Source organism: Alloyangia mangrovi, from assembly GCF_002300555.2.
Classification (GTDB): Bacteria; Pseudomonadota; Alphaproteobacteria; order Rhodobacterales; family Rhodobacteraceae; genus Salipiger; species Salipiger mangrovi.
In genome coordinates this window covers 79,650-92,020 of the sequence record NZ_NTHN02000009.1, presented here as the reverse complement: position 1 = coordinate 92,020, position 12,371 = coordinate 79,650, and the positions used below count along the sequence as shown (strand labels likewise).

11 protein-coding genes and 2 pseudogenes are annotated in these 12,371 nt (G+C 66.8%); 7 read left to right on the top strand and 6 right to left on the bottom strand.

Annotated elements, in window-relative coordinates:
• Positions 1-33: 33 nt before the first annotated feature.
• Positions 34-699, top strand: a complete 666-nt coding sequence (locus CLG85_RS07225) for a PRC-barrel domain-containing protein (RefSeq protein WP_095882866.1) — start codon at positions 34-36, stop codon at positions 697-699.
• A gap of 688 nt (positions 700-1,387) precedes the next feature.
• Entirely contained in the window at positions 1,388-1,669 is a 282-nt protein-coding gene (locus CLG85_RS07220; RefSeq protein ID WP_095882867.1) for a hypothetical protein, read from the top strand.
• Between the two features lie 549 nt (positions 1,670-2,218).
• Here the strand turns inward: CLG85_RS07220 and CLG85_RS07215 are convergent.
• The 4 genes from CLG85_RS07215 to CLG85_RS07200 form a co-directional block, all read right to left on the bottom strand.
• Positions 2,219-3,721: a tripartite tricarboxylate transporter permease gene (locus CLG85_RS07215; RefSeq protein ID WP_260348642.1), complete on the bottom strand. Its 1,503-nt coding sequence runs from the start codon at positions 3,719-3,721 to the stop codon at positions 2,219-2,221.
• Between the two features lie 9 nt (positions 3,722-3,730).
• Positions 3,731-4,162: a tripartite tricarboxylate transporter TctB family protein gene (locus CLG85_RS07210; protein ID WP_095882869.1), complete on the bottom strand. Its 432-nt coding sequence runs from the start codon at positions 4,160-4,162 to the stop codon at positions 3,731-3,733.
• Positions 4,159-5,136, bottom strand: coding sequence for a Bug family tripartite tricarboxylate transporter substrate binding protein (locus CLG85_RS07205; protein ID WP_260348640.1), 978 nt, complete (start codon positions 5,134-5,136; stop codon positions 4,159-4,161). The genes CLG85_RS07210 and CLG85_RS07205 overlap by 4 nt, the downstream gene beginning before the upstream one ends.
• 64 nt (positions 5,137-5,200) lie before the next feature.
• Positions 5,201-5,920: a GntR family transcriptional regulator gene (locus CLG85_RS07200; RefSeq protein WP_260348638.1), complete on the bottom strand. Its 720-nt coding sequence runs from the start codon at positions 5,918-5,920 to the stop codon at positions 5,201-5,203.
• 76 nt (positions 5,921-5,996) lie between these two features.
• Here CLG85_RS07200 and CLG85_RS07195 point away from each other — a divergent pair, with 76 nt between their 5' ends.
• On the top strand, positions 5,997-6,962 hold the full coding sequence (locus tag CLG85_RS07195) for a hydroxymethylglutaryl-CoA lyase (RefSeq protein ID WP_095882251.1): 966 nt from the start codon (positions 5,997-5,999) through the stop codon (positions 6,960-6,962).
• On the top strand, positions 6,959-8,125 hold the full coding sequence (locus tag CLG85_RS07190; protein WP_095882250.1) for a CaiB/BaiF CoA transferase family protein: 1,167 nt from the start codon (positions 6,959-6,961) through the stop codon (positions 8,123-8,125). The genes CLG85_RS07195 and CLG85_RS07190 overlap by 4 nt, the downstream gene beginning before the upstream one ends.
• Before the next feature lie 155 nt (positions 8,126-8,280).
• Here CLG85_RS07190 and CLG85_RS07185 read toward each other — a convergent pair.
• Both CLG85_RS07185 and CLG85_RS07180 read right to left on the bottom strand, forming a co-directional pair.
• Positions 8,281-8,427 (bottom strand): annotated as a pseudogene (locus tag CLG85_RS07185) (IS3 family transposase); the annotation flags it as partial.
• Between the two features lie 25 nt (positions 8,428-8,452).
• Positions 8,453-8,713: pseudogene (locus CLG85_RS07180) on the bottom strand (IS3 family transposase); the annotation flags it as partial.
• A 214-nt stretch (positions 8,714-8,927) separates the two neighbouring features.
• On the opposite strand from CLG85_RS07180, the gene CLG85_RS07175 reads away from it, so the two are divergent.
• The 3 genes from CLG85_RS07175 to CLG85_RS07165 all read left to right on the top strand — a co-directional run bounded on the left by CLG85_RS07175 (position 8,928) and on the right by CLG85_RS07165 (position 12,365).
• Positions 8,928-10,670, top strand: a complete 1,743-nt coding sequence (locus CLG85_RS07175; protein ID WP_260348637.1) for an Ldh family oxidoreductase — start codon at positions 8,928-8,930, stop codon at positions 10,668-10,670.
• Between the two features lie 38 nt (positions 10,671-10,708).
• Positions 10,709-11,698 (top strand): sialic acid TRAP transporter substrate-binding protein SiaP, encoded by a 990-nt coding sequence (locus CLG85_RS07170; RefSeq protein ID WP_095884199.1) that lies wholly within the window; start codon positions 10,709-10,711, stop codon positions 11,696-11,698.
• Positions 11,699-11,768: 70 nt separating this feature from the next.
• Entirely contained in the window at positions 11,769-12,365 is a 597-nt protein-coding gene (locus tag CLG85_RS07165) for a TRAP transporter small permease (protein WP_095884200.1), read from the top strand.
• The last annotated feature ends 6 nt before the right edge of the window (positions 12,366-12,371 follow it).

Here is a 12,371-nt window from a genome sequence, read left to right as displayed (position 1 = left end):
TGAACCCGTTGGCTCTTCAGGAGGACCAAGACCATGAAAAAGTATCTTTATATCACGGCCATCGCGCTCCCCATCATGACTGGCCCGGTTTGGGCACAGGAGGCGACCATCCAGCCGACGGACCAGGCCCCCGCGGAACAGACAGAGGGCGAAACTCCGGACGCTGGGATGGCGGGGGACGCGCCCACAACCGACAACATGGCGACCGACAACATGGAGAGCGAGCCCGCACCTGCCGAGGGCTTGGCTGCCGAAAGCGCCGAAGGTGAAACCCCGCCGCCGACCTCTGAGGCTGTCGTGCCGCAACAGGACAGCGCCGAGATGCTTGGCGATTGGCTGCTCAGCACGTCAGTGACCTCACCGGATGGGGAAACCATCGGCAGCATCAAGGATTTCATCATCACCGCGGACGGGCAGATCACTGCCGTAATCTTGGGGGTCGGGGGCTTCCTCGGCATCGGCCAAAAGGATATCGCGGTCGACTACAGCCAGTTGGACATCCAGTACGACGGCGACGCGATTCAGCTCGCCATGACGCGAGAGGAAGCAGATGCCGCGCCTGAATACCAATACCGGGACAAGGAGACCCCGCCCCCGGCGACGGGTGACGCGATGGGGGCCACCGGCACCGAGATGAACAGCGGGACCGGTATGACCGATGGCGAAGCCGGGACGATGGGTGGCACACCGACGGAATGACGCATATCGTCCGTGACTGAGTTGTCGCACGTGCCAGCGCCCGGCTGAAATTTCAGCCGGGCGCTTTGCGGATCTTCGGCGGTAGGATTGCATCGAGACACCAAGACGGCTGCACGTTCATGCGCCTGATTTTCTTTCTCTCGTGAGAGCACCACCCCTTCGGAAGGCTTCAGGAGTTCTGATGCCCTGTGCGCTCCGGGCACTCATCCAGGACCCATCATTCTTGCTGTCCGGCTCGACCGGCCAACCACGCAGGCGCGTAAGACCGTGTTATCAATGCGCGGGATGCCCCGACCTTCGCGCGATCCCAATCGAGCTCGGTCTATTCCTCTCCGCGATCGCGATCCTCGGTGCCGCGATCAGAACCGGGCACTTCCTTTCGCCAAACATCACGGGCTCTTTGTGCCAGGAGAAGTTCCCATTCTGGATTGGTCGTGGCGATCCTCTCAATTTCGTGGTCTTTCCACCACGATCCGGACCGCGCGAAGTCAGTTCCCGAGGCGTCGGGTGACGCCGCCCGGGCCGATGTTCTTGATTAGATGGAAGGCTTCTATCGTCCGAGGCGTCGGCATCCCGAGCCGGGCTATTTGAGCCCGGTGGCGCTCGAGGTCCGGGCCAGGCCACCCTAAGCTGGTGTCCGCAACACAGGCGGCGGGTCACGCTTCTGGGCCGCGCGGATGTCGTGCTCATGCAAATGGAGAGCGCGCCCGATCAGGTCATCCGCCTGATCCGCCGGTGCCATAGGTCGAAGGCAGTCAGCGTCTTGAACCTTGCTCCGGCCTATCGGCTCGAGGCCAAGGTCCTGTCGCCGGGCGATCTGATCGTCGTCAACGAGGACGAGGCAGAGGCCATGGCGGGATGGCCCAGCTGCGACGCCACCGCCGTTGCGCTGGCCAACAGGGTGAACACCGGTGTCCTGCGTACGCTCGGGGGGCGGGGGCCGAGAGCTGCTGGCGGGGTGAGACGGTGAGTGTTCCCGCAGTGCCCTGCAAAATGCAGGACACAACCGCCGCCCGTGACTGCTTCGTGGGGGTGTTCGCCGCTGCACTTGACCGGGGCCTGACCCCGACCGCGTCCTTGCAGCCGCAGGGGCAGCCAGTCGAGCCTTCCCGCCGCCCGCGATACTGACGCGCTGCTCGCGGACAAGGTCAGCTGAGCTATCCCTCGTACCTGCCCGACAAGCCTGATCGGACCTCGACGTGATGCCGGAAGCTGCCGCCGCTGCGGGATGTTTGATCAAGAAATCACGAAGGACCACCTGCAATTTCCAGCGGTGTCCAGCCGGGGTTGGATCTCTGCCATGGAGACGCCGCTTTTGTGGCGGATCGCCGTATGCGGCCAGCCGGGCCAAAGCAGATGCCAGCCGGTTGATGTCTGGTACCGCGGTGCCCCGGCGTCAGCTTCTTAGGGCTGACTTGCCAGCAGCACCGCGGAGATCAGGCGCAACGCAGGAGACCGAAATCTCTGGCCCAAAGCGGATGCGCAAGCGTCGCGACGAGGGCCTCGGGTGCTCCCCGTTTCAGTCCGACAGCGGATCGGGCCGCCGGCGCATGGCGATGCCGAAGGAGAACATCAGCATCAGCGCGGTGAAGCCATAGATGACCAGCGCGATAGGGCTCTGCAGCAGGATGCCGAAATCCCCGCCCGAGATCGACAGCGCCCGGCGCAGGTTGTTCTCCATGTCGGCGCCGAGCAGCAGACCGAGCACCACCGGCACCAGCGAGATCTCGAACTTGCGCAGGGCATAGCCAAGCAGCCCGAAACCGATCATCACGAAGAGATCGAATGTCGAATGGCTGATCGAGTAGATGCCGATGAAGCTGACCATGACCACGATGGGCATAAGCAGCCATTGGGGCAGCGACAGCAGGCGGGTGAACAGCCCGACCATCGGCACGTTGAGCAGCAAGAGCACCACGTTCGCCAGGTAGAGCGCCGCGATGAGGCCCCAGACGATATCCGGCTGACGCTCGAAGAGCAGCGGTCCGGGCTGGATGTTCAGCGAGACCAGCAGCGCCAGCATCACCGCCGTGGTGCCGGAGCCGGGCACGCCGAGCGTCAGCATCGGGATCAGCGCGCCGCCCACGGTGGCGTTGTTGCCCGCTTCCGGCGCCGCGATGCCTCGCGGGTCGCCGGTGCCGAAGGTGCCCTTCTTGTCGCTGATCTGCTTTTCCGTGCTGTAGGAGACGAAGGCGCCGAGCGAGGCGCCCGCGCCGGGCAGCACGCCGCAGATGAAGCCGATCACCGAGCCGCGCAAGGCGGCGGGGAAGCCCTCGAAGACCTCGCGCAGCCGGGGCAGGGCGCGGCCGAGCTTGGCAGGTCCCGCGCCCGAGGTGGCGTGGCTCTCGAAGTACATGATGATCTCGCTCACCGCGAAGAGGCCGACGATGGCGACGATCGGATCGAACCCGTCGTAGAGGTGGTAGGAGCCGAAGGTGAAGCGCGCCGTGCCGGTTGCGGGATCGAGCCCGACGCTGGCCAGCAGCAACCCGAGGACCGCCGCGAGCAGCGTCTTGAACGGGTTCACCCCGGTCACCCCGCCAATGGTGGCGAAGGCCATGACGTAGAGCGCGAAGTAATCCGCCGGGCCGAAGTGGATCGCCGCCTTGGCGAGCAGCGGCGCGAAGAAGGTCAGCCCGAGCGTGGCGAAGGTCGCCCCGGTGAAGGAGGCCACCGCCGAGATGCCGAGCGCCTTGGCGGCCTGGCCCTTGCGGGCCATGGGATAGCCGTCGAGCGTCGTCATGATCGCGGGCTCGTCGCCGGGGATGTTGAGCATGATCGAACTGATTCGCCCGCCATACATGCAGCCGTAGTAGATGCAGGACAGCATGATGAGCGCCGAGCCCGGCTCGAGTTTCATGGCAAAGGCCACGGGGATCAGGATCGCCACGCCGTTCACCGGGCCGAGCCCGGGCAGCGCGCCGATCAGCGTGCCGGCAAAGCAGCCGAAGACCGCGAGCGCGAGGTTGAGCGGCGTCATGGCGACGGCAAAGCCGCCGATAAGGGAGGTCAGGATATCCATGAGGTCTCGTTAGCCGAAGAGCGCGGGAGCGAAGGGCAGGGGCAGCCCCAGCACGGTGTCGAAGATCACGAAGAGCGACAGGCCGACCGCAAGCCCGGTGATGCCGGCCTTCAGCGGGCGCGCGCCGAACAGCAGCGCAAGGCAGCCGGTCCCGAGCGTGGTCGACAGCGGAAAGCCCAGCGGCTCGAGCAGCAGAACGTAGCCCGCCAGCACCGCCACCGTGGCGATCTGGCGGGTCATCGCGGGGCGGGACTGGGCGGCCGGGTCGGGATCGGGGCGCAGGATCAGCCCGAGGCTGAGGATGGCCGCCGCTCCGGCGACCATCTGCGGAAACACGGCAGGGCCCAGGGGATCCCCGAAACCCGCCTCATATCCGCGCGCGACCCAGAAGGCCGAGGCCGAGATCATGAAGACCACGGCCCCGACGATGCGGTCGATCATTTGATGACCCCGATGCTGCGCGAGATCTCTTCCATCTGCTTGGCCTGATCGGCGACATAGGCCTCGAACTCATCGCCGCCGCGCCAGACGGTGATCAGCCCATTGCCCTCGGCCGCTTCCTTCCACTCCGGCGTGTCGAAGAGCGATTTCAGCTCGTCGACCCAGGCCCGGTAATCCTCGTCCGAAACGTCGCCGCCGGTGTAGAAGCCGCGCCAGTTGTAGCCGGTCACGTCGAAGCCCTGATCCTTGGCGGTGGGGGCGTCGGGGAAGGCCGGGATCGGCTCGTCCGAGAGCGCCGCGAGGATCTTGATGTCGCCCGATTCCACGAAGCCGGCGATTTCGCCGAGGTCGGTCGACACGGCGCCGACCTGACCGCCGAGCATCTGCGTCACGGCAGGGCTGCCGCCGTCGAACTGCACCCAACGGATCGCCTTGTAGTCGTCGCCTTCCATGCCCGCGGCATCGGCCAGCATCAGAAGGCGGATGTGATCCCAGCCGCCGGCACCCGAGGAGCCCGCCACCGGCACCGAGGTCGGGTCGGCCTTGAGCGCGTCGAGCAGATCGCCGACCGTCTCGTAGTCGGAGTCGGCGGGCACCACGATGACACCGACATCGGTGCCCAGCATGCCGACCCAGCGCATCACGTCGACGCCGCCCGGGTATTTGCCCTGCGCGATCTGCGTCACGCCCACGGTCGAGGTCGCGACCAGCAGGTCACCCTCGGAGGCGCGCTTGCCCGCGACGTTGGCGAAGGCCACCGCGCCGACACCGCCGGGCATGTTGGTGACCTGCACCGAGCTCTCTTCGAGGCCCAGCTCGGTGAGCAGGCGGCCGACGGTGCGGCAGGTGAAGTCCCAGCCGCCGCCGGGATCGGCCGGAGCGATGCATTCCGCCGCGCTGGCGGTGACGGCGCTGACGCCGGTCAGACCGGCGGCGAGCATGGCCCCGGTGATGAATTTGCGCATGTAGGACATGGTTCCTCCCTTTCGTCCTGTGGCCCTATGGGTCCCTGTTCCCGGGGTCTCCCTCCCCGGGGCGTCATTGCGTGTCGCCGTCATTCCTCTTGTGGTCGACGACACCGCGCATGCCGAGAAACCGGCGCGCGCCCTCCACGGCCTCGAGGATCTGGTCGCGCACCGCACGGGTGTGCAACCGGACCTTTCGGGCCGCCTCGTCCGCGTCGCCGGCGGCGACGAGATCGAGGATTTCGGTATGTTCCTGCCAGGCCGCCTCGCGCTGCGCGGCGTCGCTGGCCAGCAGCCAGCGCAGGCGCAGCGCCCGGCCCACAGCGGCCCGCACCGCGTCGCGCAGGAATGGGTTGCCCGAGAGCGCCGCCAGCTCGACGTGCACGTCGAGCCCCGAGGCGAGCCAGTCCTCGACGCGGAAATCTGTGCGGCCGCGGTCGACCGTGGCACGCAGCGCCGCCAGCGCCTCGGGGCTGGCGCGGCGGCAGGCAAGGCGCACGGCCGTGTCCTCCAGTTCCTCGCGGAATTCGAAGAGGTCGCGGATCTCCTGCAGGTCGATGGGGGCGATGATATAGCCGCCGCGCGGATCGCGGTCGACCAGCCCCTCGGCGGTCAGCGCCGCCAGCGCCGCGCGGATCGGGGTTCGCGACATGCCGTAGCGGTCCTGAAGGGCGCGCTCCGATACGGGCTCGCCGGGCGCAAAGGCCATCGACAGGATATCCGTCCGGATGTCCTGCAATGCGCGCTCCGCCTGCGGCAATGCCGCGTTATCCGCCGCCCTGTCCGTGTTCATGGTCTGGATTGACCCTCCCTGCGCGAGTGGTATACCACGACGGTAGACCACATCAACAGCTTTTGGAGGAGGGCTTATGTCGCAGGTCACACTGGAGGGATTCCCCGAAAGAGTGCGGATCGTGGACGTGGGCCCCCGTGACGGGCTGCAGGCCTGGCCGGTGCCGGTGTCCACCGACGTGAAGATCGAGATGATCAACGGGCTGATCGCGGCAGGGGTGCCGCAGCTCGAGGTCACCTCCTTTGTCGCACCGCGCGCCGTGCCCAATATGGCCGATGCCGCCGAGGTAATGGCGGCCATCGACCGCAGCCGCGGCGCCGAGCTGACCGCGCTGGTGCCCAATGCCCGTGGCGCCGCCCGCGCGATCGAGGCGGGGGTCGACGCGATGGTGGTGTTCCTCTCGGCCTCCGAGAGCCACAACCAGGCCAATGTGAACTGCGCGCGTGACGTCTCTCTGGCCGCCGCCGCCGAGATCGCAAGGATGGGGCAGGAGGCCGGGGTCGCCGTCTATGGCGCCATTGCCACCGCCTTCGGCTGCCCCTTCGAGGGCGACGTGCCGGTGACGGACATCCTGCATGTGGCCAAGGCATATGCGGACAATGGCATCACCAAGATCACGCTCGGCGACACCACCGGGATGGCGACGCCACGTCTGGTGCAGGAGCGCTGTCGGGCGCTGGCCACCGAGGTGCCGCAGGCCGATGTCGCGCTGCACTTCCACAACACGCGGGGCGTCGGGCTGGCCTGCGCCTATGCCGGGCTGATGGAGGGCATCACCCGTTATGAGGCCAGCGTCGCCGGCATTGGCGGCTGCCCCTTCGCTCCGGGTGCGACCGGCAACGCCTGCACGGAGGATCTGGTCTACATGCTCCACGAAAGCGGCGTGGAGACCGGTATCGATCTGGACGCGCTGATCGAGGTCGCGCGGCGCACCGAGGCGGCGCTCGGCGAGAGGCTGCCGGGGCAGGTGATGAAAGCCGGTCCGCGCCTGCGCCAGTACCGCCGCGACGAGGTCCGCTCGTCGAGCGGGAGTCGCGCATGAGCGGCACGGACCTGAAGCCGCCGCTCGACGGCATCCGCGTCATCGACCTGACCCGCGTCCTTTCGGGGCCTTTCTGTTCCATGTTGCTCGGCGACATGGGGGCCGAGGTGATCAAGATCGAGAGCCCCGGCGGCGATCCGGTGCGCGGGCAGGGCCACCACAAGAACGGCTTCTCGTGGTATTTCGCGGGCTTCAACCGCAACAAGAAGTCGGTGGTGCTCGACCTCTATTCGGACGAGGGGCGCGACGCGCTGGCGCAGCTTCTGGAAACCGCCGACGTGCTGGTCGAGAATTTCCGCCCCGGCGTGCTGGCGCGCATGGGCTTCCCGCCCGAGCGGCTCGACGAGATCAACCCGCGGCTGGTGGTGGCAAGCGTCAACGGCTTCGGCTCGACCGGCCCCTACACTGACCGGCCGGCCTTCGATTTCATTGCGCAGGCGATGAGCGGTTTCATGAGCGTCAACGGTCCCGAAGGCGAGCCGCCACTGCGTGCGGCGCAGCCGGTGACCGATCTCGTCGCCGGGCTCTATACCGCCTTCGGCATCGTCTCGGCGCTGCATGGGCGCAACCGCGATGGCGTGGGGCAGGCGGTCGAGACCTCGATGGTCAACGGCGTGCTGAGCATGATGGCCTATCTTGCGTCGGAGCATTTCGTCACCGGCGAGAACCCGCAGCGCACCGGCAACGATCACCCGCTGGTGGCGCCCTACGGGCTTTACAACGCGGCTGATGGCCAGATCGCCATCGCCGCCTCGAACGACCAGGTGCTGGGGCGGCTGTTGGCCGAAATCGGCCTGCCGGACCTCCTGTCGGACCCTCGGTTCGACAGCAATGACAAGCGCTTCGCTCTGCGTGAGGAGCTGCACGGCATCCTCGACGCGGCGCTCGCGCATGACACGCGCGAGAACTGGATCCTGCGCCTCAATCGGGCGGGTGTGCCGACCGGCAAGATCCAGACGCTGAAGGAAGTCTTCGCCGACCCGCAGATCCAGGCACAGGAGATGGCGATCGACGTGCCGCATGGCGGCGAGCGCGGCATGGTGCGGATGCTGGGCTTCCCGGTGAAGCTGAGCCGCACCCCCTGCGAGGCCCGTCTGCCGGCGCCCCGGCTCGGCGAGCATACCGAAGAGGTGCTGGCGGCGCTGCGCGTCCGGCAGAACTGAGCCTGCCGGACCTGGGGTCGCCGCTGCGCGCCAGCGGGTTGGCGCGGGACGGCGGCGATCGGGCGGGCCGAAGGGGGACCCTCTGGAACTCGGCTTCGGTGGATTCACAATCGAACGTCGAAGGCATTCTGCAGGGGCTTGCCCAGAGTGATTTAGTGCGATGGCGCCTCGTTTTCGTCGGCGCATTCCAGGATCGCCCGGCTGGTGAACTCGGTGCCATTATCACTGACAATGCAGCCGGGCTGGCCGTAGGCCCGGATCAGGGCGCTGAGCTGACGGGCAACCCGTGCGACGGACAGGTTGGGGTGAATAGCCCCGTGTATCGTGGACGCCTTCTGGTTGCAGTTTCTGCTGCCGGTCGAACGCGACGGGTGACAGCATTCCGTTCCGCGCGTGCTTGGGCTTTGGATCGTTGAACATCTCGATGTCGTCGAACACGTCCCGCCGCGCTTCGTGGCGGGTCGGGTTAGGGTGGCGACTGATCCTCTCGCGCTTGAGGAAGGTGAAGAAGCTCTCGGCGACGGCCGTGTCATGGAAATTGCCGCGTCGGCTCATGGATTGCTCGAGGTCGCGGGCTTTTAGGAGTGCGCAGGTGAGCGCCACAGGTCCGAGCGGACCCGCGAAAGCCCGGTCCATACATGTGCACTGCCTTGGATGTGGCTGCCCCCAGCGTTTACAGGCGAGGGCGTTGACCTCTTCGAGTGCCGCCGGTTCGACAGGCTCAGCATCGCCACTCTAAGATCACAGTTGACCTAGCGTTGGTATACCATATACCGTTCGGTGAGGTGGAGGAGGGACGATCGTGGATGCACCGACCCTGCGTGAGGGCACGCCGAAACTGTCCGACCGGGCCCGCGATGCGATCCGGGAACAGATCATCTCGGGCGATTTGCCCATGGGCTCGGCGCTGCGAGAGTCCGAGCTGGCCGCGAACCTCGGCATGTCGAAGATCCCGGTGCGCGAGGCTTTGGTGCAGCTCGAGTGCGAGGGCATGATAACCACCAGGCCGAACCGCAGCCCGCGCGTCTTCGAGATGTCGCCGGACGACATACGCAGTCTCGGCGAGTTGCGCGAAATGCTCGAAATCGAGGCGCTGCGCCTCGCCATCGCCCGCCGCGCCCTGCCGCTTGCCACCCGACTGCGCGAGATCACCGGGCAGATGGCCGGCGCGCTCTCCACCCGCGACTCGCGCAGCTACAAGCTGCTCGACAACGCCTTTCATCACGCGATCTTTGCCGAATGCGGCAACGTGTACCTGGAAAAGACGCATCACATGCTGTCCTTCCGCATCCAGGCGCTCCGCAACAAGTTGAGCCGCGAACACGAGCTGAATGCGCGCTCGCTGGCTGAGCACGAGCAGCTCGCCGCGCTGATTGCCGCGAGCGACACCGAGGCAGCCGAGGCGCTGATGCGCAGCCATATTCGCGACACCACGCAGAACTACCTGGCGCAGGAGCGTGGGGCGAGTGCTGCGCCGCGTCCGCCGTCGCGGGTCATGCAGGCCGAGATGGAACGCTTTGCCGGGGCCGCCATGGCCGCGGCGGGCTGCGATGCTCCGACCCGGGCGGCGGTGATCCGTGCGCTCAGCCATGCCTCTTCGCTGGGGGTCGACACCCATGGCTACCGGCTGCTGCCGCATTATCTCGAAGGCTTCACCAAGGGCCGACTGAATCCCGCGCCCGAGCTGCGCTTCCTTCGCGAAAGCGCCGGGGCCGCGCTGCTCGACGGTGGCGATGCACATGGGGCGCGTGCCACCTATGCCGCGGTCGACAAGGCCGTGGCGCTGGCCCGCGCCAGCGGCTCGGGCGCGGTGGCGATCCGGGCCAGCTCGCACTTCGGCGCGGCTGGGGCCTACGCGCGCGCCATTGCCGAAGAGGGGCTCTTGGGGTTCTGCTTCTGCAACTCCGACAGCTTCGTGCGGCTGCACGGCGGTGCCGAGAAGTTCCACGGCACCAACCCGATCTCGATGGCTGGCCCCGCGGGGGATGGGCAAGAGCCCTGGCTCTTCGACATGGCGACCAGCGCTATCCCCTTCAATAAGGTGCAACTCAGCCGTGCGCTCGGCATCGAGCTGCCAGCCGACACGGCCTCGAACGGGCTTGGCGAGAACGTCACCGATCCCGAGCTGGCCGAGATGCTCGCGCCGCTCGGCGGCGAGTTCGGCTACAAGGGCGCGGGCCTGGCTGGGATCTCCGAGATCCTCAGCACGGCGCTTTCGGGCGCGCCGCTCAGCTTCGAGCTGCCCGGCATGATATCCGACGACATGGCCACCCCGCGCGGGCTCGGCGCCTTCGTCATGGCCTTTGACCCTGCGGCCTTTGCCGGGCTCGAGATTTTCACCGGGACGGTCCGCCGCTACCGGGATGCCATTCGCGGCTCGAGCACCGCTCAGGGCGCCGAAGTGATGGCGGCCGGAGACAGGGAATGGGCGGAAGGCAGGCGCCGCTTGGTGCAGGGCATGACGCTTGATCAGACGGCTGTCGAGGCGCTGGCGCGCTTCGCGGAGGAGAAAGGCATCCCGCCATTGGAGGTGGTGGGCGGCTGAAAAGGTCCAAGTTTTGGGAATTTAGGGAGGAGAACCAAATGACCCGGATCACGAAGACACTAGCATTCCTAACAACAGCGGCGGTGGCGCTTGGGGCGGCGCTGCCCGCGTCGGCACAGGCCGAGCGGGTGCTCAAGTTCGCGCATGTCTACGAGACCGCCGAGCCCTATCACACCTGCGCGGTGGCGGCGAATGACGCGCTGATGACGGCAACCGACAACCGCCTTGGGATCGAGGTCTTCCCGGCCTCGACGCTGGGCAAGGAGTCGGACATCAACGAGGGGCTGAGCCTCGGCACCGTCGACATCATCTACACCGGCCAGCTTTTCGCCGGGCGCTATTACGGCCCGCTCGCGATCGGCGGTGCACCCTTCATGTTCCGCGACTACGCGCATTGGGACGCCTACCGCAATTCCGACCTTTTCAACGAGCTGACCCAGGGCTACGCCGATGCGACCGGCAACCATGTGACCTCGCTCACCTACTACGGGCAGCGCCACGTGACCTCGAACAAGCCGATCCTCACCCCGGCCGACATGGACGGGCTGAAGATCCGCGTGCCGAACGCGCCGCTTTACATGATGTTCCCGAAAGCCACCGGCGCGAACCCGACGCCGATCGCCTTCGCCGAGGTCTACCTCGCGCTGCAGCAGGGCACCGTGGACGCGCAGGAGAACCCGCTGCCGACGATCCAGGCCAAGAAGTTCTACGAGGTGCAGTCCAACATCAACCTCACCGGCCACATCACCGACGCGCTGCTGACCATCGTCGGCGGGCCGACCTGGACCAGCCTCTCGGAAGAGGACCAGGCGGCGCTCGAGCAGGTGCTGGATGACACGGCGACCTGTGCCACCGAGCAGGTGATCGAGGCCGAGAACAACCTCAAGCAGTGGTTCATCGACGAGGGCGTGACGGTCAACGAAGTGGACCGCGGCCCGTTCATCGAGGCGGTCAAAGCCATGCACAACGGTGACATGGCGACCTGGGACCAGGCGACCTATGACCGGCTGCAGGCCATCGGTCAGTAAGCCCGAGCTGTCCCGAGCCGGGGGCGCGGAGTTCGCCCCCGGCCAACCGACCCTCACGTGAGGCGCCCCCATGTATGACGATACCGAGCCGCGCAAGATCGGCGCAGAGTCCGGCCCCGAGGATTTCACCCTCGACATCTCCGACGAGGATTCGAAGGAGATCGACCTCTCCGACATCCGCCCGCAGGACATCCTGGTGCTGGCCCTGTTCTGGGTGCTCGCCTTTGTGGTCTTCCTGCAGTTCTTCACCCGCTACGTGCTGAATGACTCCTTCGGCTGGACCGAGGAGATCGCCCGCTACCTGCTGATTGGCGTGACCTTCGCCGGCTCGGTCATGGCGGCGCGCAAGAACAGCCACATCGCGGTCGAGTTTCTCTACCGCTGGGTGCCGCGTCCGCTGCGCCGCGTCATGCAGGTGGTGATCGACCTCGTCACCACCGGTTTCTTCGCGACGCTCGCGTGGCTCTCGGGGCAACTGGCCACCCGCACCGGGGGCATGATGGTCTCGATCGACGTGCCCAAGTCCTATGTCTACTGGTTCGTCGCGGTCTGCTTCGGGGGCATGGCGATCCACGCCGCGATCAACGGCCTGAGGCACCTGTCGAGCGGCACCAGCCGACTCATCGACCCCGAAGCCCATGCGGACGAAACCCGCGCCATCGACTAGGACCCG

Excerpts from the sequence above, each read along its gene's own strand:
- CLG85_RS07225 (WP_095882866.1), top strand. The coding sequence starts at position 34 with ATGAAAAAGTATCTTTATATCACGGCCATCGCGCTCCCCATCATGACT.
- CLG85_RS07220 (WP_095882867.1), top strand. The coding sequence starts at position 1,388 with ATGCAAATGGAGAGCGCGCCCGATCAGGTCATCCGCCTGATCCGCCGG.
- CLG85_RS07215 (WP_260348642.1), bottom strand. The coding sequence starts at position 3,721 with ATGGATATCCTGACCTCCCTTATCGGCGGCTTTGCCGTCGCCATGACG.
- CLG85_RS07210 (WP_095882869.1), bottom strand. The coding sequence starts at position 4,162 with ATGATCGACCGCATCGTCGGGGCCGTGGTCTTCATGATCTCGGCCTCG.
- CLG85_RS07205 (WP_260348640.1), bottom strand. The coding sequence starts at position 5,136 with ATGTCCTACATGCGCAAATTCATCACCGGGGCCATGCTCGCCGCCGGT.
- CLG85_RS07200 (WP_260348638.1), bottom strand. The coding sequence starts at position 5,920 with ATGAACACGGACAGGGCGGCGGATAACGCGGCATTGCCGCAGGCGGAG.
- CLG85_RS07195 (WP_095882251.1), top strand. The coding sequence starts at position 5,997 with ATGTCGCAGGTCACACTGGAGGGATTCCCCGAAAGAGTGCGGATCGTG.
- CLG85_RS07190 (WP_095882250.1), top strand. The coding sequence starts at position 6,959 with ATGAGCGGCACGGACCTGAAGCCGCCGCTCGACGGCATCCGCGTCATC.
- CLG85_RS07170 (WP_095884199.1), top strand. The coding sequence starts at position 10,709 with ATGACCCGGATCACGAAGACACTAGCATTCCTAACAACAGCGGCGGTG.
- CLG85_RS07165 (WP_095884200.1), top strand. The coding sequence starts at position 11,769 with ATGTATGACGATACCGAGCCGCGCAAGATCGGCGCAGAGTCCGGCCCC.